This is a genomic window from Porphyromonas crevioricanis, assembly GCF_900167225.1.
GTDB lineage: Bacteria > Bacteroidota > Bacteroidia > Bacteroidales > Porphyromonadaceae > Porphyromonas > Porphyromonas crevioricanis.
On the sequence record NZ_FUXH01000011.1, the window covers coordinates 29,034 to 52,057 of the forward strand.

Sequence of the window (23,024 nt, forward strand, 5' to 3'; positions counted from 1 at the left end):
AACACATATAATTATGGATACAGTGGACACCTTCAAACTTAATACTATTGAGGAGGCTCTTGAGGACTTTAAACAGGGCAAATTCCTCATAGTGGTAGATGACGAAGATCGCGAAAACGAGGGCGACTTCATCATTGCTGCGGAGAAAGTAACTCCGGAAAAGATCAACTTCATGATGCGCTACGGTCGTGGCGTGCTTTGTGCTCCCATCTCGGAAGAAAGAGCCGCTCAACTGGAATTAGAAATGCAAGTGCCAAATAACACTTCGGTACACGAAACCCCATTTACAATCACTGTAGACCGTCTGGGGAATGGCTGTACAACCGGTGTCTCCATGTACGACAGAGCACAAACCATATTAGCACTGGCAGACCCCAAAACATTGCCCACAGACCTCGGCCGACCGGGACATATCTGCCCACTCAGAGCCCGGTCTCGAGGAGTATTGAGACGCGCCGGACACACAGAAGCCGCTGTAGACCTCACTAAGCTGTGCGGTATGCAACCTGCAGCTGCACTCATAGAGATTATCAATGAAGATGGCACTATGGCTCGTATGCCACAACTGATAGAGGCTAGCGAAAAATGGGGAATCAAGATTATCACTATCAAAGACTTGATTGCTTATCGTCTGAAAAGGGATTGTATCATAGAGCGAGGCGTAGAAGTGAAAATGCCCACGCAGTATGGAGATTTCAGACTCATTCCTTATAGACAAAAGAGCAATGGACAGGAACATATAGCTCTCTTTAAAGGAGATATAAGCGGATCCGCCCCTTTGCTCGTACGTATGCACTCCAGCTGCTCCACGGGAGATATATTTGCATCCAAACGTTGTGATTGCGGAGAACAACTCCACAAGGCCATGGAGATCATCGAAGCTGAAGGTCGAGGCTTGATTGTTTACCTTAACCAAGAAGGGCGTGGCATAGGGCTGATGGACAAGATGAGAGCATACCGATTGCAAGAGGAAGGAATGGATACGGTAGAAGCCAATCTGCACATTGGTCATGATGCTGATGAAAGAGACTATGGAGTGGGTGCGCAAATACTTAGAGATTTAGGGGTTAGCAAAATGCGCCTGATGACTAACAACCCGGTAAAAAGAGTTGGGCTGGAAGCCTACGGATTAGAGATATCCGAAGTGGTTCCTTTGGAAGTGACTCCGAATGCTTACAACAAAAAATACCTTGAGACCAAGCGCGACCGCATGGGGCACTCCCTGCACAAGCTAAAATAAGCAATGACCAATACCTTTTCGCCTCACCTCACAGAGTCTATCTGCTGAAGGTGAGGCGAACTGATATCTAGACAAAGAGACACATTTCCTCAAAAGCTGAAAGGCCTTTGAGGGTACTCAATCCGAAAACAATCCGGCATAAGCTATTACAAAACAAACCAAGCCAACCTCCTCTCTCGACCTTATATGAAAGACAGATCTCTACATTGGAGCTTAGACAAGGGCCTTCTCTCTGATATCATGCTCCTTATTTTCGGTTCTTTTTTGGAAGCCTTTGCTTATGCTGCATTCTGCCAGCCAAGTCAAATTGTTCCAGGTGGGGTCTACGGTCTTACGATTGCCATCAATCATGTGACCAAAGGCTTTTTAGGCTTTGCAGATGGCCTACCGATTGGCACAACAGCCCTATTTTTCAACGTACCTCTCTTCCTTCTTGCATGGCGCAAATTAGGGCTTTCCTCAGCAGGAAAAACAGTAGCTACTTTCTTGATGATCTCATTCTTCTCGGATTTGATTGGCAAACTAATGGGAGATATACGACTGGCAGAGGGAGATACCCTGCTGTCATCTTTCTATGGAGGGGCTATTTTGGGTGTAGGAGTTTTCTGTGTCTTCAAAGCTGGAGGGACGAGTGCTGGTACAGATGTTTTGGGTCGAATATTTACCCATAAAAACAACTTCAAACTCAGCTCCATGATCATCATCATAGACTCTGTGGTGGTGCTTATAGGACTTTTAGCTTTCAGAGATTGGACAGTCCCTCTCTATTCTTGGCTTACAATCGTGATCTATGGGCAAATTATCAATGTATTTATGCCAGAAAATCCTCTCAGAGCAGTCTTCATTATATCGTCCAAATCAACAGAATTAAGAGAACTGATCGTAAACAAGCTACACATGAGTGCAACCTACCTGCATGGTAAGGGCATGTACAGCAATGAAAACAAGGATGTCATATTCATGATTGTGGAGCGAAAGGATGTTCGCAAGCTCAAACAGCATATCCTGCAAGAGGATCCTTCTGCATTTATCTCTACAACCTCTGCTGCTCGGGATTCTCTGGCTCAACTCTCCGAAAAAGTCGGATAGAAGCGAAAAAGCAGAGGGAGCGGAGAAGTTGCAGGCAAAAACCTTTATTCTACTTTGTTTGGAGAGTTGGGTAAATGCTCTATCTTTGTCGTTGCTAACAAAAAGGCATTCGCGGCCGTGGTGTAATTGGTAGCCACGCTAGACTTAGGATCTAGTGACGAGAGTCGTGAGGGTTCGAGTCCCTCCGGCCGCACTTCCCCCTCTAAAAGGTCCCTGAGAGGTATCTCTTGGGGACCTTTTCGTATATCTTTGCGCATTATGTTGCAGGTAGAAAATCTTAGCAAGAGTTTTGGCGAACTTAAACTGTTGGAGAGTGTCTCTTTCAGTATAGAAAATAGTGAAAAAGTAGGGCTCATAGCCCCCAATGGAAATGGGAAGACTACACTACTAAAAATGCTGACAGGGGAACTTCAGCCGGATGAAGGACGTATTGTTTACAGCTCCGATATGAGAATCGCCTATCTCGAACAGCAACCTTATATAAATCCCAAACATACGATCATAGAGGCCTGTCTTGATGGGGATGATGCCCTAAGTCAGTTGCTGCGACAATGGGAACTTGCTGTACAAAAGGGCGACGGAGAGGCAATGGGCAAGCTATCCGAAAGAATGGATAGTATGCAGGCCTGGAGCGTGGAGCACAATGTGGCTGAAATACTCGGGAAACTTGGCATTACGGATATTCATCGCCCCTGCCAAAAGCTCTCCGGAGGAGAAGCAAAACGCATCGCTCTGGCAAGAGTGCTCATACAGGAGCCTAACCTGCTGATATTTGACGAACCGACTAACCACCTAGATCTCGACTCAATAGAGTGGCTGGAGGATTATCTTTCTCAGGCTCACATGGGGCTGTTATTGGTAACACACGACCGATACTTTCTGGATAGAGTTTGCTCTCGCATTATAGAAATCGATGACCTCTCGCTATACTCCTATCAAGGGAACTATCACTACTATGTCGAGAAAAGAGAAGAAAGACTCGCTGCACGAGAGGCATCTGTGGGCAAAGCTCGTAATCTTATGCGGAAAGAGCTAGATTGGATACGAAGACAGCCTCAAGCCAGGGGAACAAAAGCCAAATATCGTATTGAGGCTTTTGAAAAACTGAAGTTGCAGGCTCAATCCGGCAATATCCAAACAGAAATAGACCTAAGCAAGCATCAGTCTACCTACCTCGGCAAGAAGATATTCGAAGCAAAAAATGTATCTAAGCGTTTTGGCGAAAAAGTAATTTTGGACAATTTCTGCTACACTTTCAGCCGCTACGACAAGGTGGGAATTATTGGTCCAAATGGAGTGGGTAAAACCACTTTCCTAAAACTTCTTCTGGGTTTGGAGCAGCCTGATAATGGCTGTTTTGATATCGGGGAAACTGTCCGTTTCGGGTATTACAGACAAGAAATGCCCCCTTTCGACCCGGGGAAAAGAGTTATAGACACAATCACCGACATTGCTGACACTATCATTTATCCAGATGGAGGCAGTATCTCGGCCTCGCAATTGCTGAATCGTTTTTTATTTCCTCCACATAAGCAATACAGCCCAATTTGCAAGCTGTCCGGTGGCGAATTACGACGACTCTATCTATGCACCGTCCTCATCTCCGCTCCCAACTTTTTGATTCTTGACGAACCAACCAACGACTTGGATATAGTCACTCTAAACGTGCTGGAAGATTATCTGAGTGAGTTCACAGGTTGCGTGCTTGTAGTTTCTCACGACCGGTTTTTCATGGACAAAATTGTATCACATCTATTCTATTTCGAAGGCAACGGATGTATCAAGGATTTCCCTGGTAATTACAGCCAGTGGCGTTTGTTAAAGGAATTTCGAGAATCCGAATCCGTTGTCTCTACAAACTCCGACAAGCAAACAACAGCCAAAGAAGAAAAGAAAAAGCCAGTCCAGAGAGAAAAATACAAACTCTCATTCAAGGAGCAGAAGGAATACGACAATAACAAAAGTCGCATCGAAGAGCTGGAAAAAGAGCAAAAAGAACTGGAAAAGATACTTTCTTCGGGGACATTACAAGATATAGAACTACGAGAGCAGTCTATCCGAATCGGAAAAATCATGGAGGAGATGGAGCTGCTTATTTTCCGGCAATTAGAGCTGGAAGACAGCATTGAGGACAAATCGGGTCAATGACCTCAACAAATACGATTAATTATTCTCCAGAACAAAAAAACAAGCATGAGTTTTCTACTACTTATTATCGGATTGATATTGGTGGTGGGTGGAGCCCACTACCTCACAGACGGAGCCTCATCCATAGCTCATAACAAAGGAGTCTCTCCGTTAGTCATAGGTCTTACTGTCGTAGCTTTCGGCACCTCTGCTCCGGAATTGGCCGTGAGTGTCAGTTCCGCTTTACAAGGGAGTGGAGATATAGCGGTCGGTAATGTGGTCGGATCCAACATCCTGAATATCCTACTCATAGGAGGGCTCTCTGCTATTATCAGCACTCTCTCAGTAAGTCGATCGTCTATTAAATATGAGATCCCGATGTGTCTGCTTTTCAGCATCCTTTTGTCAGCTATGTGTCTGGATCATTTTTTGGGGGGAGGAGTCAACCAGATTTCTCGTTTTGAAGGGATGATGCTACTACTCTGTTTTTTCGCATTCTTCGGATATACTTTTTGGATTACTCGCCAAAGCAAAAGAGCTGCCGAAAATACTTCCGTAAACGTCAAGAGCAAAAGCACATGGCTGTCTATCATCCTTGTGGGAGGAGGACTGGCCGGGCTTATATTCGGTGGTGATCTCTTTGTCAAAAACGCAATAGATATAGCCAGGCAGTACAAAGTACCGGAGTCTGTCATTGGTCTCACCATTGTAGCCATAGGCACCTCTCTACCCGAACTTGCGACCTCTGTAATAGCGGCCATAAAAGGGGAGCATGATATTGCCATCGGAAATATCGTAGGCTCCAATATCTTCAATATGACTCTTATCTTGGGTACATCAGCCTGCATCACCCCACTCTCAATGTCGGGTATCTCCTGGACGGATTTGCTGGTCATGATCATAGCTGTGGCCATGCTTTTTCTATTCAGTCTCCTATGGGGTGAGAGGAAAATAAATCGAGTAGAAGGAACATTACTCCTAATTACATTCACCGGATATATGTATTTTCTTCTGTCTTCCTCCAACATTTGAAATTTGTGGTCCCTATACCCGATACTCAAAATATGCGACAGGGTGAACAAGTAAGACTCTTTGCAGTTATTGTGAATATACAGAGAGGGTATGTCGTGTACCCCAAATATTTGGATAAAGCAATCGAAAGAATATGGATAAAAAATTAGCAGATCTCGCACGGGCCTATCATGCTGGAGAAAAGCCCGGAAAAATAGAAATAAGACCCACCAAACCATACTCAACACAGCACGATCTGACTCTGGCGTACAGCCCAGGAGTAGCGGTGCCTTGTCTGGACATACAAAAGCACGAATCATCTGCATATGACTATACATCCAAGGGCAATCTCGTTGCTGTTATCTCCAATGGCACAGCAGTGCTTGGGTTGGGAGACATAGGAGCCTTGGCTGGCAAGCCGGTAATGGAGGGGAAAGGACTTCTCTTCAAGATATATGCGGGGATAGATGTTTTCGACATAGAAGTTAATGAGAAAGACCCCAAGAAATTTATCGAGATAGTAAAGGCGATAGCACCAACATTCGGGGGAATCAACCTGGAGGACATTAAGGCTCCCGAATGTTTTGAAATAGAGGAGAAACTTAAGCAGGAACTTAATATCCCTGTGATGCATGATGACCAGCATGGTACAGCTATCATTTCTGCAGCCGGATTGCTCAATGCTTTGATCTTGGCCGAAAAGTCGATAGAAGATGTTCGTATTGTGATCAATGGAGCCGGAGCATCTGCCTTCTCATGTACCAAACTATACGAATCTTTTGGGGCCAAACGAGAGAACATTGTGATGTTGGATAGCAAGGGGGTGATTACGCAAGATCGACAAGACCTCACTGAGCAGAAGCGTTACTTCGCCACTGACCGGAAAGAACTAAGAACCCTCTCGGATGCAATAGCAGGAGCGGACGTATTTGTAGGCCTTTCCCGTCCCGGGGTATTGACTCAGGAGATGATAAAGACGATGGCACCCTGCCCAATCGTTTTTGCTTTGGCCAACCCAGATCCGGAAATCACATACGAAAAAGCCAAAGCTGCAAGGGAAGATGTGTTGATGGCAACAGGTAGATCCGACTATCCGAATCAGATCAACAACGTGATCGGGTTCCCCTATATTTTCCGTGGAGCATTGGATGTTCGAGCCACTGCGATCAACGAAGACATGAAGCGAGCAGCCACATTAGCCATAGCTGCTATTGCAAGAGAATCCGTTCCGGATGAAGTTTCTCGCGCTTACGGCAACATCAATCTTCATTTTGGCCCTGATTATTTCATTCCCAAGCCGGTAGACCCTCGACTCATCGTGCGAGTATCGAAAGCTGTTGCTCAAGCTGCAATAGAAAGTGGTGTGGCAACAAAAGAAATAGAAGATTGGAATGCCTATGAAGATGAATTGATGAGCAGGCTCGGGCTGATGAGCCACTTAACTCGCAGACTGCACGAAGCAGCCAAACTTACACAGCACAGAGTTGTCTATGCAGCCGGTGAAAATCCAGCCATACTCAGAGCTGCGGCCACTGTTTACAACCAAGGCTTGGCACAACCCATCATATTGGGAGATCCCAAGCATATCAAGCACCTGGCAAAGGAGCTGGATGTGGATATTAAGGGGTTGGAAATCGTAAATCACCGCAGCGAAGATGAACAACAAAGGAGACAGCTGTATGCAGAAACCTTTGCCGAAAGGAACTGGAGAAAAGGTGGTAATGTGCCAGAGGCTTTGGACAAGATGTTCGACCCAAATTATTTCGGCATGATGATGCTCAATCATGGGGATGCCGATGCTATGATCACCGGCATATACAGTCACCACAGTCATTTGGCTCGGATAGCACAGGAAACGGTTGGTTTGCAGGAAGGGGTAAATCACTTTGCCACAATGCATATGGTTAGTCTAAAGAATGGCCCTTTGTTTTTGGCTGACACAACCATTAACTACCGTTTGGATGCCGAGGCCTTGGTAGACATAGCTGTTATGGCAGCTGAGAAAGTCCGCTGTTTCGGTATCAAACCGGTGATAGCCCTTGTTGGCTTCTCCAATTTCGGATCGGATGATGCAAGCCCCTCGGTAGAAGTACAAAAAGCGATCTCCATACTGCACAAAGAGCATCCCGAGCTGTTAGTAGATGGAGAAATGCAAGTCTCCATGGCTCTTCATGCAGACAAAAGAGACAAGCGGTACCCCAATAACAAATTGAAAGGGCATAATGCGAATGTTCTGATTTTCCCTCGTCTATCCGCTGCCAATGCATGTTACCAGCTATTGCGAGAAGCAGATGATGCACAAGAAGTGGTCGGTCCTATTCAAATGGGACTCAACAAGCCTGTTTACTTTGCCGACCAAGAGGCTTCTGTTACGGATATTGTGAATATCACGGCATTGGCAACGCTGGATCACTCTTCGTGTATCGTTTAACAAGTTCTCCCAAATAGAAAAACAACGAATACCCATCTTGTGAGAATGTCATGATAGAGGCGTTGCGATATTGCAACGCCTCTAGTCATAATAATCCGACACTATTGAATTCTCAATGACAGATCTCAATAGTCTTAATTACCAATCTTGGGAAAGTGTATTACCAATCTCGAGATTGCTCATTACAAATCCGAAGAAAACCCATTTACGCTCTTCCATAAGATCCATATCATTCTTTTCACTCGTATCATACAATCTTCATATTTTCCGGAAAAGCCTTGTACCTAAAGGGATAAGAATCCAAATGCAATAGCCCTATTTTAGGGCATAGTACATTAGTCTCCTAATGGATAAATTGTACCTTTGAGGGTCGTACTACATTTGTGAAAAGAGACTCAAATGACCTAATAAAATCGGATAGAACCCGACAAATACGACAAGTCAAGACCTTCGCTCAGATGAGCTTGAGGGCACCAAACTTATAGACAAAAAAAATGATATACAATGACAAACAACTGGAAGCTACACCCCTTCAGCAAAGACGAAGAGCGAGTGGGAGTAGAGATAGCCAAAGCACTACGATTATCCCCCGTAGTAGGCCTCCTATTGGCCAGGCGAGGGATAAACTCTCCCGAGGAAGCCAGTCACTTCTTTAAGCCTAAGCTAGAAGAACTGCACGATCCATTCCTCATGAGGGATATGGATAAGGCGGTGGCCAGATTGAATATGGCCATAGGCAGGAAAGAAAAAATCCTAATCTATGGCGATTATGATGTAGATGGAACTACAGCTGTAACCCTCGTATATAAGTATTTGCGGACTGTTGGGTGCTCGGAAAGTTCCCTTGATTACTATATACCTGACCGCTACGACGAGGGCTATGGAATTAGCTACCGAGGCATAGATTATGCCCACCAATGGGGAGCAAAGTTGGTCATCGTGCTGGACTGCGGTATAAAAGCAGTAGAAAAAGTAGCTTATGCCAAAAGTCTGGGGATAGACTTCATCATCTGTGATCATCATAACCCAGACGAAAAACTGCCCGATGCAGTGGCTGTACTCGACGCCAAGAGGAAAGACAATACATACCCATTTGAGCACCTCTCCGGCTGTGGTGTGGGATTCAAGTTTATGCAAGCCTTCGCCTTGGACAATGGCTTTTCCATCGATGAACTCTGTCGCAACCTTGACCTTTTGGCCGTAAGCATTGCTTCAGATATTGTCCCCGTAACAGGTGAAAACCGCATCCTGGCCTACCACGGCCTCAAAAGACTGAACCAAAATCCATCACTCGGATTAAAAACGATTATACGTATGTCCGGATTAGAAAATACTCGTATCGATATGGGGGATATCGTCTTTAAGATAGGCCCACGCATCAATGCTTCCGGCCGTATGATGAATGGACGAGAAGCTGTGGAGCTCCTTTTAGCAAGCGACAAAGAAACAGCGAAGAAATGCTGTGCTGCTATCGACAACTACAACGACCAACGACGCGAACTTGACAAAAGCACAACGGACGAGGCGACAGCTATTGTAGAATCGGATCCGGAGTACACCAGGAACAAAGTTATCGTCCTCTACAAACCGGACTGGCATAAAGGAGTAATAGGCATAGTAGCCTCTCGACTGACAGAGCGATATAGTCGCCCAACGATCGTACTCACAAAAAGCAGTGAACACATAAGTGGATCGGCCCGATCGGTTGAAGCATTCGATATCTACAAAGCCATAGAGTCTTGCCGGGATATACTTGTGAACTTTGGAGGTCATACTTATGCAGCTGGACTCACTCTTGCCGAAAAAGACCTGCCTCTTTTTACCAAGCGAATTCAGACATTTGCAAATGAGAACTTGCAAGAATGTCAACTGAAACCAAGCATTGATATAGATGCCCAAATAGAATTAGCTGATGTAACTCCCAAATTGCTGAGAGATCTAAAGAGGATGAGTCCATTTGGACCGGAAAATACCAAGCCTGTTTTTCTAACCTCCGGAATATATGATGCCGGTAGTTCCAGAACCGTCGGAAAAAATCAAGAACATCTTAAACTTGATCTTACCGATGCTTACCATCAAATCGGACCTCTCAAAGGAATTGCATTCAGACAAGCCGCTTCAGCAGAGCAAATAAAGGGGAATAAGCCTTTCAGTATATGCTTCACGGTTGAAGAAAACTATTTCAACGGCACGACTTCGATGCAAATGCTCATACAGGATATCTCTACTGACCAATGAGGAGATCGTACTGGTATGTCAACTCCCAATATCGGCAAACATGAGTTGGATGAGTTGTTAGACGATATCTATCGCAACAACTCATCCACGGAGCGAGAAAGAGGATTCGGTAATAATCAGAGAACTTCTAACCAGACAGATACTAACTCCGATGAATTGCCAGGGGATGAAAACACCCCTCTTCCTCCCCCCAACAATGTAGGTACTTCGGAAGAATGTAGGGCGAATTTGTGGAGGAAAGGTGTTCAAAACAAAAGACTCTCCCCCAAACAAGTACTAAAGAAGTATTGGGGATATGAAAACTTTCGGCCACTACAAGAAGACATAATCCTATCTGTTCTTGAGGGGCATGACACGATGGGTCTGATGCCTACCGGAGGAGGGAAGAGTATTACATTTCAGGTTCCCGGGCTTATCCTTCCCGGAGTCACCTTGGTTATAACCCCTCTCATCGCTCTGATGAAAGACCAAGTAGACCACCTTAAAGAACAAAGAATACCGGCTGCAACAGTACATTCGGGAATGTTGTACGAAAAGGTCATCTCTACTCTCGAAAATACTTGTTTCGGAGCCTACAAATTCCTCTACCTCTCCCCGGAACGGATAACATCCGAACTCTTCCTCAACAAACTGCCTCAGTTACAAATAAGCCTGATCGTAGTAGACGAATGCCACTGCATCAGTCAGTGGGGATACGATTTCAGGCCTTCCTACCTCAACATCATCGAATTGCGCAAAGCTGTTCCGGAAGTCCCTGTATTAGCTCTGACTGCCACCGCCACCCCACAGGTAGCTCAAGACATTCGTCGTCTGCTTGGTTTCCGTTCAGATGCTCGCCTCTTCCAAAAAAGCTTTTTCCGCCCCAACCTGTCCTACGTCATCCGTCGAACACAAGACAAAGACGGCATGATGTTACATATATTGCGATCAGTCTCCGGCTCAGCTATCGTGTATTGTAGGAATCGCAAACAAACGAGGGAAATAGCCAAGCTTCTCGAAGCAGAAGACATATCAGCTGATTTTTTTCATGCAGGTCTAAATTATACGGAGCGTGCTATCAAGCAGAATAATTGGAAAAACAATCAGACACGGGTCATAGTGGCGACCAATGCTTTTGGTATGGGAATAGACAAGCCTGACGTGAGGTTGGTCATACACTATCAAATGCCCAATTCTCTGGAAGAATACTATCAGGAGGCAGGACGTGCAGGCCGCGATGGAGAAAGAGCTTATGCGGTATCATTGGTCACAAAAAAAGACAGAGGGGTCCTGAAGAGGCGTATTAACGACGAATTTCCAAGCAGGGAGTTTGTCCGCCAGATATATGATGCTGTTTGCAATTATCTAATGATCGGCGAGGGAGAAGGATTTGAAAAAGTTTTTGATTTCCCAATAGAGCAATTTATTTACCAATTCAAGTTACCTTCTGTCCGCACCCAATCGGCCATACGGATTATCGAAATGTCGGGCATATGGACGGTCATTGAGCAAGAGAGTCGATCCAGACTCCGTTTCCTCTGTAAACGAGATGAATTGTACACCTATAAATTTGCAAACCCCACTGAAGAACTGGTCCTCAACGTAATATTAAGATCCTACGAGGGAGTATTTATTGACTTTGCTTTCATAAACGAAGTATTCATTGCCAACAAGGCTGGTCTAAACTCACAGCAAGTTTACAACATACTGGTCGAACTGGACAAAAAGGATATTCTGCATTACATTCCTCAAAAAAACACTCCTCGTCTGCTGATGAATATCAGACGAGAGGACAGTTCTCTAATACGCATTACCAAGGATGCTCTGGAAAATCGCAAAGAGAAATTCCAAGAAAGACTCAATAGTGTACTCAACTACATTGAAAAAGACAATTGCTGCAGGAGCCGGACTTTGGTAGGCTACTTCGGAGAGTGTCTCCTCTCCCCTTGCGAAAACTGTGATGTCTGCCTCAAGCGCAAACAAAATATACCTGCTTATTTCTTCGAGAAGGTATCAAACTCCATAAAGGAACTAACCGAGAGTGAAGGATTAAAAGAAATCTCTATCTCGCAACTGGCAAAAAAAAGTGGTCTGACCGAGATAAATGTAGCACATACTCTGCATGTCTTGAGCTTTGAAAGTCCCGAATGGTATGTACTTGGAGATATACTCATTTGGAAATAAAAGGAGGAAACCTCCACTCTCTAATGTCGAGAAAATGGACAAAAAACAAAGAAGACTTCGACTGATATGTCGTTTGGTAGAAACAGAGGAGATTGACAATCAACTTCTGCTCCAAAAGAGAATGAAAGAGCAAGGAGAAGTAGTCAGTCAGGCTACACTATCGAGAGATCTAAAAGAAATAGGGGTACAACGAATCTGCTTAGAGAAGGGAAAGCACCGATACAGAGTTTCTCAAGAATTGATACAAGAAGCCTCGAACAGGCAACAGAGTAGCCCTCTCGGGTTTTCTGGTATCTACGGCCAAATATCTACAGCCGGAGCAGTGATACATACAGCTCCTGGCCAAGCTCAACAGTTGGCTAAATGGATAGATGGCATGAAACTATTATCGCTGGCCGGAACCATAGCCGGACATGATACGGTATTGCTATTGATGGCTCCTGGTTCAGATCCATATCGCCTTTTGGAGAATCTTAGGATAGAGATTCGGCATAATCTTCAATAATATCAGCCAAAGCCTCAACCCACTGCTGGCTGGCGTTGAGACAAGGCAATAACTGGAGAGACTCTCCCCCAAGTGATAAAAAAGCCTCTTTTTCTCTCTCTCCTATCTCATCTAATGTCTCCAGGCAATCACATACCAAGCCAGGACTCGCCACCGAAACCTGTCGAAATCCTTTACCTGCCAATTCTGCCAATCTTTTTTTGAGAGAGGGGCCCAACCAAGTGCTATGGCCCATTTGAGATTGGAATACTGTTTCTACTTCTAACCCTTCTATGTTCAGTCTCTCTGATATAAGTCGAGAAGACTCGATGCACTGGTATTGATAACAAACTTCTGCCTCCAGAGAGCCAGAAGCACAACACAGAGATGAATGTGTATGCCCAGTAAAAAGCACAGAAGCCTTGTGTAAATGACTTACCGGAATACTGTGAAAAGCTAAAAGAAGATGCTTACATCCTCTCCTCTCCAAATCTGGACGAATCACATCACAGACAGCAGAAATATATTTCTCCGATTTATAAAAGGGAGGTAAAACATCTATACGTATTTGATTTCCCAGCAAAGTCCTTATCTCAGACAATGCATGCTCGGCAGCAGTATGGTAACCACTGAGTGCGAATTGAGGGAAAAGGGGAACAACCAACAGACATTTCAACTCGTGAGTATTTTTTTTTCGTAGTGTCCGCAAGGCTGTTTGCACCGATGGTGCTCCATATCGCATAGCAGAGACAATCGGCAGACAAAGATGGGATTCCAACAGAACAGTCAACCGTTCCATTGTTTCAACAAGAGGGAAAGTTTCTCCAGAATTCCTCCACAATCGCTGATACATCGCTGCAGACTTCCTTTTTCGAAAAGGAATAATAACTCCTCGTATCAAGATTTGTCTCCACAGCCAAGGCAAAGAGATCACATATTTATCTGTGAGAAATTTCTTTAAGAAAGCAGCAACGTCGGCTATCTCAGGTGAAGCTGGAGAGCCGACGTTGATAAGTATCACACCATCGTAAGGGAGGTGCATCTAGAGGACTATAAAAAGAGAAAAACAGTATCAATACTTACGACCATACACAGCCCTATCACCCAATTCCTCCTCTATGCGGAGTAACTGATTGTATTTGGCCATTCTATCTGAGCGGCTTAATGACCCCGTCTTTATTTGTCCGGAATTAGTGGCAACAGCAATGTCTGCAATTGTACTGTCTTCCGTCTCTCCTGAACGATGGGAAGTCACAGTTGTATATCCATTCCCTTGAGCCATAGATATGGCATCAAGAGTTTCCGTCAGTGTACCTATCTGATTTACCTTGATAAGGATGGAGTTAGCACAATGAGATTCAATTCCTTTAGACAAGAAATTCACATTAGTCACAAAAAGATCGTCTCCCACCAATTGACAGCTTCCTCCAATAGTTTCAGTCAGCTTCTTCCAGCCATCCCAGTCATTCTGATCCATACCATCCTCTATCGAATCGATAGGATAACGATCTATCAAGCTCTTCAAATAAGCTACCTGCTCTTCCGAACTACGCACTGCAGCATTCTCTCCCTCAAATATGCGATAGTCATATTTACCATCCTTGTAAAATTCGCTAGAGGCGCAATCCAAGGCAATTCGAACATCCTTACCTGGCTCATATCCTGCTGTCTGGATAGCTTCAAGAATAGAATCAAGAGCATCTTCAGTTCCTTCTAATTCAGGGGCAAAACCTCCTTCATCTCCTACAGCCGTGGAAAGATTCCGATCTTTGAGCACTTTTTTCAATGCATGAAATACCTCTGTCCCCATTTGGAGACCTTCACGAAAACTGTTGGCTCCAACCGGACGGATCATAAACTCCTGAAATGCGATCGGAGCATCGCTATGAGCCCCACCATTTATAATGTTCATCATCGGTACCGGCAACACATAAGCATTTACACCTCCCAAATAGCGATATAGTGGCATTTCGAGGTAGTTGGCAGCAGCCTTAGCTACAGCCAAAGAAACTCCCAAAATGGCATTAGCTCCCAAACTACCCTTATTCGAAGTACCATCCAAATCAATCAGGGTTCTGTCTATAGCTCTCTGATTAGAAGCATCCATGCCAATGATGGCAGGTGCTATCTTCTCATTGACATTTGTCACTGCCTTGAGGACTCCTTTACCGAGATATCTCTTCTTATCTCCATCTCTCAATTCTACGGCCTCGTGTTCACCAGTTGAAGCACCACTTGGAACGGCAGCACGCCCCATCACACACTCATCCAAATACACATCTACTTCTACAGTGGGGTTGCCTCGCGAATCTAATATCTCGCGCCCAATTACTTTGGTAATCTTCATCTTCTTCGTCTTATTTGTTTTTCATTCTGACTCTTTAAGGAAAGGCAAATATACAACATTCACACAGAAGAAAGGTTTTTTTCTATCCTTAAGGCTCTCTGTTTGGCTCAACATGAATTAAGAAAAAGGGCTACCTCGGTATTTCCGAGATAGCCCAAAATCATTTTAGATAGCCTCTCTCCTACTTGAGCCAACGATCAAGCCAACCAAAGAACGAACGTTGCCAAAGCATAGCATTTTGTGGCTGCAATATCCAGTGGTTCTCATCGGGAAAGATCAACATCTCTGCAGGAACACCTCTCATCTTAGCAGCATCAAAGGCCATCATTCCTTGAGAAGCGAGGATACGATAATCGAGTTCCCCATGTATGATCATGATAGGAGTATCCCAGTTCTGCACAAATTTATGTGGAGAGTTGGCAAATGTACGTTGAGCTGTCCCATTGTCTTTCTCCCAAGGGGCTCCTCCCATATCCCAATTAGCAAACCATTTTTCTTCTGTCTCAAAATATTGAGATTCTATGTTAAAGATCCCAGCATGTGCTATGAATGCAGCAAAACGCCCCTCATGATGCCCAGCCAACCAATAGACGGAAAAGCCTCCATAACTGGCACCCACACAACCCATCTTGTCTTTAGCTATCCATGGCTCTTTCTTCAACTCATCAGCTGCTGTCATGTAGTCTTTCATATTCTGACCTCCATAGTCTCCACTAATCTGCTCATTCCATTTCTGGCCAAAACTAGGTACCCCATGCCTATTGGGAGCAATCACTACATAGCCCTGCTCAGCCATAAGGCGCAAATTCCACCGAAAACTCCAAAATTGGCTGATAGGGTCTTGAGGTCCTCCCTGGCAATAGAGAATAGATGGATATTGTTTTTTCTCATCGAACTTTGGGGGCAATAATACCCAGACCAGCATTTTCTCTCTATTGGTGCAAGTAATCCAACGCTTCTGACAAACAACAGGAGACAAAGACTCCATTATCTCTTTGTTTTCATTTGTAACACGACGAGTATTTCCCTTTCTAAGGTCCACCTGATACAAATCTGTCGGTTCAAGAAAAGATTGTCTTGCGGCAAGCATAATGCCATTCTTCATGTCAAACCCCGTATAATCCCACATTCCATCCGTAATCTGGCAGATCTTTCTATCCTTAAGCCTAATACTCCAGAGCTGTGTCTCAGCTTGTTTACAGGCCACAAAGTAAATCATCCGGCCATCCTCAGACCATTGGAAATGATCCACATTCAAATCGAAATCCGGATTGACCCATTCCTTTGTACCATCCAGCAAATTCATCACAAAAAGGCGTTTAAGATCTGACTCATATCCGTCTCGCTCCATACTGATCCAAGCCACTCGTTTCCCATCCGGAGAGAACTTAGGGAAAGTATCATACCCCATCATTCCTTCGGAGAGATTAAGCGTTTTTCCTGAGACCACATCATACAAGTAGATATCCGAATTTGTCGATACAGCATAAGCCATACCAGTCTTCTTGCGACTTGCGTAGACAATTTGCTTTCCATCTGGGCTCCATGACAAATCCTCCATTCCACTAAAGGGGCGCATAGGACATTCGTACGGCTCTCCCTGCAAAATATCCTTTCCTTCGGATATTGGCACATCGGCAAGTTTAGCAAGGTAGGGGTGTGGAGTTGTTGTTACCCATTCATCCCAGTGTTTGTACAAAAGGTCCTTTACCACTCGGCCAGAGGCCTTGGGAAGATCAGGATAAATATCACCAGCTGTCTTAACAGACTTATGGCTATGTACATAGATTACTTCCTTTTCATCAGGGGAAAAAAGATATCCTTCAATACCACCCTGCACATCTGTAAGCTGTCGAAGATCATTGCCATCGGCAGACATACTCCACAACTGTTTCGAACCAGACGAAGAACTCAAAAAAGCAATTCTTCGTCCTCCGTCTATCCAACAAGGCTCACTTTCACTATGAGATGTGTTCGTTAATCTCATCTTATTCTTCCCATCTATCCCTATCAAGAAGAGATCAGACTGTGAACAATTGTCTTCAATACTCGGGTAAGATATGGTATACACTACTTGTTTCCCGTTTGGAGATAAGGCATATCCTCCCACTCTGGCCATTGTGAGTAAGGTCTCAGCAGACATACCTCCATTCACAGACGAAGCAGGCATCTGAGCCGAAGCAATCGAAGAAGTAGCTATCGCGGCTGCAGCCATTGCACTAAGAATTGATTTGTTCATTATTGATGATTTAGGATTAGGTTGTAGTCAAGTTTCAGTAGGGTAGGTCTTTTACAAATATGACTTTAGACTCTTTCGACAGGATAGGCCTTCATTACTCAATGAGACACAAAAAAACTTCGTCTTCACAACTTAGGCTGCGAAGACAAAGCTCTAAAAAGGGCTATTGCCAAAAGACAAGGCAGTGTGCGACGGAAAGGAATCAAGGGCTACAATAAAAAAAGCCTCAAGCATCACTTCACCCGAATAGATCTATTAATCTGCAGATTTCCTTCTTTGATACCAGGATTCAGTCTTTTTATTTTGCTCACTGTTGTAGAATTCCGCTTTGCGATAGCAGACAAAGTATCACCTCTTTTGATCCGATGTGTTTTAGGTCTTCTCTGTGCTGCAGCCGATCTACTGCCAGCTTTACGACCAGCACGATAAATCGGAGACTTTACTGCCCTCTGTATGGCACCCTTCCTGAAGTGATACACATCATCAAGAGGAACACCTTGTTCTAAATCAAATAGATCAGCCGGATTAATAGCAATTCCCATAAAACGGCACTCAAAGTGAAGGTGTGGCCCTGTTGATCTACCTGTATTACCTCCTAATCCGATAGGCTGACCAGCCTTTATGATGTCTCCTTCGTTGGCTATGCGACGGCTCATGTGCCCATAAATAGTCTCCAAGCCATTAGGATGACGGACGATAACATAATGGCCATAACCTCTGGGCTCAAATGAACTCACTCGAACTCGCCCATCAAAAGCCGATACAATCGTATCTCCTGTAACCAAACCCATATCGGTTCCGTAGTGCATACGACCGAAACGCTTGCGATAACCATATCCTGAAGTGAGCTTCCTGCTCTCTATTGGCATCACAAAACCAGAGCAGTCAATATCATAACTGTCAGGGATTTCGGCTGACATCTCTGTGAGTGGATTCACGAACTTTCCCCAACTATCTTCCCCATACAAATCCACAGCAGGATCTGTCAAATCCTCATGCATACGGACCTCTGCAAAGGCTCTTTCTCGTTCTGCTTTTTCCTTTTTCGCCCTGACATTCAAGTCCAAGCGGTCTGCCATCAGTCGCTGTGTAGTGTCCATAGCACTGATGTGCTGAGATCTCCGACTTCTAGAATACACCCCTGCACGAGAGGATTCCGAGGGAGCAGCCCAAGAAATAGTAATCGCACAAATGGAGCAAAACAGAAGTGCTACAACTCTGTTTGTCATTCAATTTCCTTTTTATTTCAACACAAACAAAGCTTACTTACGTCACCCCACAAGAAGACCTAAGTAAACTCCGGTACCACCGTACCTCGTCAAAGGTAGAAAAAAACAAAGAATTTCCAAGACCAACTGTGGGGAAATAACTATCATAAATATCCTTTTGGATATGTGATCATGAAGGGAAAAGCGAGGTCAACTTATCCTTCAATATCGTGTACGCATGGCTCTCGCCATCTCTCTCTTGTCATCTTTTTCTTTCAAAGAAGCTCGTTTGTCATAGAGTTTCTTGCCTCGAACAAGTGCTATGCTAAGTTTGGCAAGCCCCCTCTCACTAATAAACAGTTTGAGAGGAACAATTGTATTACCTGCTACACGCACTCCTTCTTCCAGATGACGCAACTCCTTGCGATTGAGCAACAACTTCCGGTCTCTCCTATCAAGATGGTTATTGTACGAGCCATAGAAATAAGGAGCTATGTATATATTTTTTGCCCACAACTCTCCATTGTGGAATATGCAATAGCTGTCGACCAATCCAGCCTTCCCCAACCGAAGACTCTTGATCTCAGTACCAACGAGCACAATACCAGCTGTATAGGTATCTAATATTTCATAATCAAAAGAGGCTCGTTTATTTTTGATCTGTATTTGAGTCTGTTTATTCTGCTTTTTCATATTCAGGATATCAACATTAACGAGGAGCCCTTGTATAAATGTAGGCCGCAATAAAGAGATAGACAAAATTAGGCAGCCAAGCAGCCATCCAGGGAGACATGCTACCACTCACGGCAAAAGTGCTGGTAGCTGTAGTAAACAAGATGTAACCAAAACTCAACCCAAGTCCTATGGCAATATTAAATCCTAATCCTCCTTTGAGCTTACGCGCCGAAAGAGACAAACCGATCACAGTAAGTAGGAAAGCTGTCATAATCGCTGCATATCTCTTATGTAACTCTATAGCATAGAGTTTTGCATTGCCAACTCCCCTCTCTTGTTGTCTGGAAATGTATTTGCTTAACTGTGGAGTCGTCATAGTCTCCATATCCTCCAGGCTAACCAGGAAATCTGATGGCTGTATATGCAGAAGAGTATCGATAGTTCGGCCAGTGATAACCTCCTGCTTCATATCCTTGTAGTTATTAATCACATAATTGTGTACCATCCAATGTCCACTGTCAGCATACTCAGTTCGGACGGCTGTCAAGCGAGAGACGAGTCTATTACCATCAAACTTTTCCATAGAGAACTGGTATCCCGTATTTATCTCCTCATTGTAGGAACCGAAATAGACAAAGACATCTTTCTGTACTTCCATCTGTATATTCTCGTCATAAGTCATCTTTCTATTTTTGATATACTGGTTCTGGAAATCTATACGAGTCTTATTAGCAGGAGGGATGAGAAAACTATTGAGCAAGAAAGTGAGTATCGCTATTACAGCTGCGGAGAACATATATGGTCTCATTAATCGCTTAAAACTGATTCCTCCAGCAAGCATGGCTATAATCTCACTATTCTCTGCCAATTTGGTGGTAAAAAAGATCACCGATATGAAGGTGAATAGAGGGCTGAAAAGGTTCGCATAATAGGGGATAAAGTTCAGGTAGTAGTCGAAAATGATTGCTCTTAGAGGAACTTCTGGTTTCAAAAAGTCGGATATCTTCTCATTGATATCAAATACGACAGCTACGGACAAAATAAGGAGAATAGAGAAGAAATAAGTCCCCAAAAATTGTCGCAGTATATAGCGATCTATTGTAGTGAACAATCGCACCTTTCTTGCCATTTGACTATACATCAACCCTTAATCTTACACTAGAGTCTTCTGCTTACTTGCTCCGCCATCATCGGGTACCAGCTACCATAATCTCCAGCTACAATATGTGCACGAGCTTGACGTACCAGTTCAAGGTAAAAAGCCAGATTATGTCGGGAAGCGACCTCTAAGGCTAGTATCTCTCCCACACGAAAAAGATGATGCAAATAGGCACGACTATAACGCTGATCGACATAAGAAGTTCCCTCTGGGTCTATGGGAGAGAAGTCTTTTGCCCATTTGGCATTTTTCATGTTAATGATCCCTTGCCAAGTGAAAAGTTTGGCATTGCGTCCGTCCCGCGAAGGCATAATACAGTCAAACATATCCACCCCGCGAGCTATTCCTTCGAGAATATTTGCAGGAGTGCCTACTCCCATCAAATACCGAGGCTTGTTCTTAGGTAAGATCTCGTTGGTTAGCTCTATCATCTCGTACATTTTTTCTGTCGGTTCACCAACAGCCAAGCCTCCTATTGCATTACCATCGGCCTCTATCGCAGCCACATTCTCGGCTGCACGCTTCCTTAAATCAGGATACACACACCCCTGGACGATAGGAAAAAGGCTCTGAGAATAACCATACAATGGCTCTGTATCTCTAATACGATCCACACAACGCTTCAACCAACGTTCCGTCAAATCAAGAGAGTGGCGTGCATAGCCATAGTCGGCATCACCCGGACAACATTCGTCAAAAGCCATGATAATATCTGCTCCAATCACCCGCTCTATATCCATTACTCGCTCCGGACTAAACAAATGCTTGGAACCATCTATGTGTGAACGAAACCAAACCCCTTCCTCACTTATCTTGCGATTCTCAGCCAGACTAAAAACCTGAAAACCACCACTATCTGAAAGAATAGGTCTAGACCAAGTACCGAATCGATGTAGGCCTCCAGCTGACTGAAGAATATCTAACCCTGGACGTAAGTATAGATGATAAGTATTGCCCAATATGATCTTGGCATCTATATCATCCTCCAGATTAGACATCTCCACCGCCTTGACCGATCCAACAGTGCCTACAGGCATAAAAATAGGAGTAGGAATATCTCCATGATCGGTACGAATAAGGCCGACACGGGCTTGAGTAGTAGAACAAGTATGTAATAGACTGTATTTCATTGGGGCAAAGATACCTAATAAGCAGCGACTGCAACTAGTCGGCAAAAAGAGGGTTATGCAAAACAAGCAGAAGACAAAAGGAATATCATCTCCCTTTGTCTCCTGCTCCTACAGTTCTTATTTCTTATTTAATAAAACCCATCCCCTTCCAGATTGACAAGGGAAGGCAAAACAAAGTCAAATCTACAAAGAGGCTCTTTATTGTCACATCAGAACCTCTTACCTACAGACATTTGGAAAAATCCGGTCATACCATAGCCTTCTCCCAAGAAGCGAGTTCCATAGATACCAAGCTGGAAAGACCACCCACTCTTATTTACATACTTATAACCGGTGCCCATACCCAACCCAGCGTGGAATTCGTCTAAATAATCACCTACAGAAGCGTTCACCTCTGCAAACAGACCAGAAGCATAGCGTGTAGTAGACACAGAATTTCCCATGAAGTACCAACGAAAAGTAGGTGTTAGGGCAACATTTACCCCTGCATATCTTTCTTTATCAAGAGAGGCCATAAAACGCCCACCCACACCCATATCCTCATTGAGCATACGTTCATAAGAGATTTCCGGAGTTGAAGCAAAAATTGTGCTAAACAGATTGATACTCAGCTCATTTCTTTTCGCTACCGGATCTAATGAAAGGTTTGCACCAGACTGCTGTGCAAAAGCCGCTGCCACGCAAGCCATAAAAAAGGCAAACAATAGAATTTTCTTTTTCATATCTACATCATTTTGTTCATACAAAGACTCCTCCTCAGAAATATACTCCTCACAGCCTCATCATAAACAGATGAAAAAAGGGAAATGAGACAAAAGCAGCTCCCGTGGAAGAATCCTATGGGCGAAGATAAATATTTACCCAACAATCAACAACCACTCCTCGGAAGATCTGGTCTGTACCAAAGACAGACTTAAAGACAAATTATGTCGTGGAATTGGGAATCTAATCTGCATACTTGGCAAAAACAGCCAAATCAGAGTAATCATGGCCATTCCAGCTCCATGCTGGTAATACAGCCACACGCTTGAATCCTGCTGCAGAAAAAGCCATTTGGCTCGGTGTATTATGAACCTCTATGTAGGCAAAAATCAACCTGAGACGGAGATCTTGCAGCACATAGTCAGATAATAGAGATATAGCACTCCGAGCAAATCCTTGCTGTCTATATTCTCGACCTATTAGTAGACCTATCGCCACTCGTTTGTTATATGGGTCGTAATCATATAACTCTATGGTCCCGACTTCAACTTTTCCTTCTTGTCTGATAATCATCAGCCTAAGAGACCCCAACTCGTAAATAGACTTATGATTCTCTCTTATGTAATTGCACAATGCCTCTCTACTGATCGGTTGTAAAACTGTGGTAGAAGCTCGGAGCTCAGGATCATTCTCCCAATGATAAAGAAGATCAACATCCGAAGGCTCCAAAGCTCTCAATTGAATCAATTCATTTTCGAAAAACAAAGGCATAGCAGATGAG

Annotated in this window: 17 protein-coding genes and 1 tRNA gene; 9 read left to right on the plus strand and 9 right to left on the minus strand. The window is 44.1% G+C overall.

The genetic code is table 11. From position 1 onward, the window contains the following. The first annotated feature begins 13 nt into the window (after positions 1 to 13). The 9 genes from B5D48_RS06675 (at position 14) to B5D48_RS06715 (ending at position 12,804) form a co-directional block, all read left to right on the plus strand. The gene (locus B5D48_RS06675; RefSeq protein ID WP_023937701.1) at positions 14 to 1,240 is read left to right on the plus strand and encodes a bifunctional 3,4-dihydroxy-2-butanone-4-phosphate synthase/GTP cyclohydrolase II; all 1,227 of its coding nucleotides are present in this window, start codon (positions 14 to 16) and stop codon (positions 1,238 to 1,240) included. A gap of 186 nt (positions 1,241 to 1,426) precedes the next feature. Beyond that, positions 1,427 to 2,329, plus strand: a complete 903-nt coding sequence (locus B5D48_RS06680) for a YitT family protein (RefSeq protein WP_042120280.1) — start codon at positions 1,427 to 1,429, stop codon at positions 2,327 to 2,329. Between the two features lie 111 nt (positions 2,330 to 2,440). Beyond that, positions 2,441 to 2,522: transfer RNA gene (locus tag B5D48_RS06685), tRNA-Leu, on the plus strand. Between the two features lie 65 nt (positions 2,523 to 2,587). Further along, entirely contained in the window at positions 2,588 to 4,477 is a 1,890-nt protein-coding gene (locus tag B5D48_RS06690; protein ID WP_023937698.1) for an ABC-F family ATP-binding cassette domain-containing protein, read from the plus strand. 45 nt (positions 4,478 to 4,522) lie between these two features. Continuing rightward, positions 4,523 to 5,488, plus strand: coding sequence for a calcium/sodium antiporter (locus B5D48_RS06695; RefSeq protein WP_023937697.1), 966 nt, complete (start codon positions 4,523 to 4,525; stop codon positions 5,486 to 5,488). A 133-nt stretch (positions 5,489 to 5,621) separates the two neighbouring features. Continuing rightward, positions 5,622 to 7,898, plus strand: a complete 2,277-nt coding sequence (locus B5D48_RS06700; protein WP_023937694.1) for an NADP-dependent malic enzyme — start codon at positions 5,622 to 5,624, stop codon at positions 7,896 to 7,898. Between the two features lie 504 nt (positions 7,899 to 8,402). Next, a complete protein-coding gene (gene recJ, locus B5D48_RS06705) occupies positions 8,403 to 10,136 on the plus strand; it encodes a single-stranded-DNA-specific exonuclease RecJ (protein ID WP_023937690.1) in 1,734 nt (577 codons plus the stop codon). Between the two features lie 15 nt (positions 10,137 to 10,151). After that, entirely contained in the window at positions 10,152 to 12,299 is a 2,148-nt protein-coding gene (locus B5D48_RS06710; RefSeq protein WP_023937689.1) for a RecQ family ATP-dependent DNA helicase, read from the plus strand. A 34-nt stretch (positions 12,300 to 12,333) separates the two neighbouring features. Further along, positions 12,334 to 12,804: an arginine repressor gene (locus B5D48_RS06715; RefSeq protein ID WP_023937687.1), complete on the plus strand. Its 471-nt coding sequence runs from the start codon at positions 12,334 to 12,336 to the stop codon at positions 12,802 to 12,804. On the opposite strand, the gene B5D48_RS06720 is transcribed toward B5D48_RS06715, so the two are convergent. The 9 genes from B5D48_RS06720 to B5D48_RS06760 form a co-directional block, all read right to left on the minus strand. After that, the gene (locus tag B5D48_RS06720; protein ID WP_023937685.1) at positions 12,773 to 13,825 is read right to left on the minus strand and encodes a ferrochelatase; all 1,053 of its coding nucleotides are present in this window, start codon (positions 13,823 to 13,825) and stop codon (positions 12,773 to 12,775) included. The genes B5D48_RS06715 and B5D48_RS06720 overlap by 32 nt on opposite strands. Before the next feature lie 30 nt (positions 13,826 to 13,855). Continuing rightward, the gene (gene eno, locus B5D48_RS06725; protein WP_023937683.1) at positions 13,856 to 15,130 is read right to left on the minus strand and encodes a phosphopyruvate hydratase; all 1,275 of its coding nucleotides are present in this window, start codon (positions 15,128 to 15,130) and stop codon (positions 13,856 to 13,858) included. Positions 15,131 to 15,311: 181 nt separating this feature from the next. Further along, a complete protein-coding gene (locus tag B5D48_RS06730; protein WP_023937682.1) occupies positions 15,312 to 17,369 on the minus strand; it encodes a dipeptidyl-peptidase Dpp5 in 2,058 nt (685 codons plus the stop codon). Between the two features lie 233 nt (positions 17,370 to 17,602). Next, a complete protein-coding gene (locus B5D48_RS06735) occupies positions 17,603 to 18,469 on the minus strand; it encodes a M23 family metallopeptidase (RefSeq protein WP_231968814.1) in 867 nt (288 codons plus the stop codon). 330 nt (positions 18,470 to 18,799) lie between these two features. After that, positions 18,800 to 19,270 (minus strand): SsrA-binding protein SmpB, encoded by a 471-nt coding sequence (smpB, locus tag B5D48_RS06740; RefSeq protein ID WP_023937680.1) that lies wholly within the window; start codon positions 19,268 to 19,270, stop codon positions 18,800 to 18,802. A 16-nt stretch (positions 19,271 to 19,286) separates the two neighbouring features. Further along, entirely contained in the window at positions 19,287 to 20,381 is a 1,095-nt protein-coding gene (locus B5D48_RS06745) for an LptF/LptG family permease (protein ID WP_036888855.1), read from the minus strand. A 29-nt stretch (positions 20,382 to 20,410) separates the two neighbouring features. Then, the gene (gene tgt, locus B5D48_RS06750) at positions 20,411 to 21,541 is read right to left on the minus strand and encodes a tRNA guanosine(34) transglycosylase Tgt (protein ID WP_023937678.1); all 1,131 of its coding nucleotides are present in this window, start codon (positions 21,539 to 21,541) and stop codon (positions 20,411 to 20,413) included. Between the two features lie 209 nt (positions 21,542 to 21,750). After that, positions 21,751 to 22,263: a hypothetical protein gene (locus B5D48_RS06755; RefSeq protein WP_042120279.1), complete on the minus strand. Its 513-nt coding sequence runs from the start codon at positions 22,261 to 22,263 to the stop codon at positions 21,751 to 21,753. Positions 22,264 to 22,486: 223 nt separating this feature from the next. Beyond that, positions 22,487 to 23,014 carry a GNAT family N-acetyltransferase gene (locus B5D48_RS06760; RefSeq protein ID WP_023937674.1) on the minus strand — a complete coding sequence of 176 codons (528 nt, stop codon included), beginning with the start codon at positions 23,012 to 23,014 and terminating at the stop codon, positions 22,487 to 22,489. Positions 23,015 to 23,024 lie beyond the last annotated feature (10 nt).

Excerpts from the sequence above, each read along its gene's own strand:
- B5D48_RS06675 (WP_023937701.1), top strand. The coding sequence starts at position 14 with ATGGATACAGTGGACACCTTCAAACTTAATACTATTGAGGAGGCTCTT.
- B5D48_RS06680 (WP_042120280.1), top strand. The coding sequence starts at position 1,427 with ATGAAAGACAGATCTCTACATTGGAGCTTAGACAAGGGCCTTCTCTCT.
- B5D48_RS06690 (WP_023937698.1), top strand. The coding sequence starts at position 2,588 with ATGTTGCAGGTAGAAAATCTTAGCAAGAGTTTTGGCGAACTTAAACTG.
- B5D48_RS06695 (WP_023937697.1), top strand. The coding sequence starts at position 4,523 with ATGAGTTTTCTACTACTTATTATCGGATTGATATTGGTGGTGGGTGGA.
- B5D48_RS06700 (WP_023937694.1), top strand. The coding sequence starts at position 5,622 with ATGGATAAAAAATTAGCAGATCTCGCACGGGCCTATCATGCTGGAGAA.
- recJ (WP_023937690.1), top strand. The coding sequence starts at position 8,403 with ATGACAAACAACTGGAAGCTACACCCCTTCAGCAAAGACGAAGAGCGA.
- B5D48_RS06710 (WP_023937689.1), top strand. The coding sequence starts at position 10,152 with ATGTCAACTCCCAATATCGGCAAACATGAGTTGGATGAGTTGTTAGAC.
- B5D48_RS06715 (WP_023937687.1), top strand. The coding sequence starts at position 12,334 with ATGGACAAAAAACAAAGAAGACTTCGACTGATATGTCGTTTGGTAGAA.
- B5D48_RS06720 (WP_023937685.1), bottom strand. The coding sequence starts at position 13,825 with ATGCACCTCCCTTACGATGGTGTGATACTTATCAACGTCGGCTCTCCA.
- eno (WP_023937683.1), bottom strand. The coding sequence starts at position 15,130 with ATGAAGATTACCAAAGTAATTGGGCGCGAGATATTAGATTCGCGAGGC.
- B5D48_RS06730 (WP_023937682.1), bottom strand. The coding sequence starts at position 17,369 with ATGAACAAATCAATTCTTAGTGCAATGGCTGCAGCCGCGATAGCTACT.
- B5D48_RS06735 (WP_231968814.1), bottom strand. The coding sequence starts at position 18,469 with ATGGACACTACACAGCGACTGATGGCAGACCGCTTGGACTTGAATGTC.
- smpB (WP_023937680.1), bottom strand. The coding sequence starts at position 19,270 with ATGAAAAAGCAGAATAAACAGACTCAAATACAGATCAAAAATAAACGA.
- B5D48_RS06745 (WP_036888855.1), bottom strand. The coding sequence starts at position 20,381 with ATGGCAAGAAAGGTGCGATTGTTCACTACAATAGATCGCTATATACTG.
- tgt (WP_023937678.1), bottom strand. The coding sequence starts at position 21,541 with ATGAAATACAGTCTATTACATACTTGTTCTACTACTCAAGCCCGTGTC.
- B5D48_RS06755 (WP_042120279.1), bottom strand. The coding sequence starts at position 22,263 with ATGAAAAAGAAAATTCTATTGTTTGCCTTTTTTATGGCTTGCGTGGCA.
- B5D48_RS06760 (WP_023937674.1), bottom strand. The coding sequence starts at position 23,014 with ATGCCTTTGTTTTTCGAAAATGAATTGATTCAATTGAGAGCTTTGGAG.